The 211-nt window shown below is 65.9% G+C and carries 1 protein-coding gene; it reads left to right on the top strand.

The genetic code is table 11. From position 1 onward, the window contains the following. The coding region (locus tag RUGAMON1_RS32780) for a hypothetical protein (RefSeq protein WP_445234443.1) at positions 1 to 211 on the top strand (211 nt) is incomplete at both ends.

The raw sequence follows: 211 nt of genomic DNA, 5'->3' as shown, positions 1-211 counted from the left end.
CCGGACATGCTGCCGCTGGTGCAGCTGAGCCAGCAGGAGATCGACGGCATCGTCGCGGCGGTGCCGGGCGGCGCCGCCAACATCCAGGACATCTATCCATTGGCGCCGCTGCAGGAAGGGATTTTGTTCCACCACATGATGCAGGGCGAGGGCGATGCCTACATCATGCCGACGCTGATCGAGTTCGACACCCGCGCGCGGCTGGACGGCT

Source organism: Duganella rhizosphaerae (assembly GCF_040364205.1).
Classification (GTDB): Bacteria; Pseudomonadota; Gammaproteobacteria; order Burkholderiales; family Burkholderiaceae_D; genus Rugamonas; species Rugamonas rhizosphaerae.
This window is presented reverse-complemented; position numbering and strand designations above follow the sequence as displayed.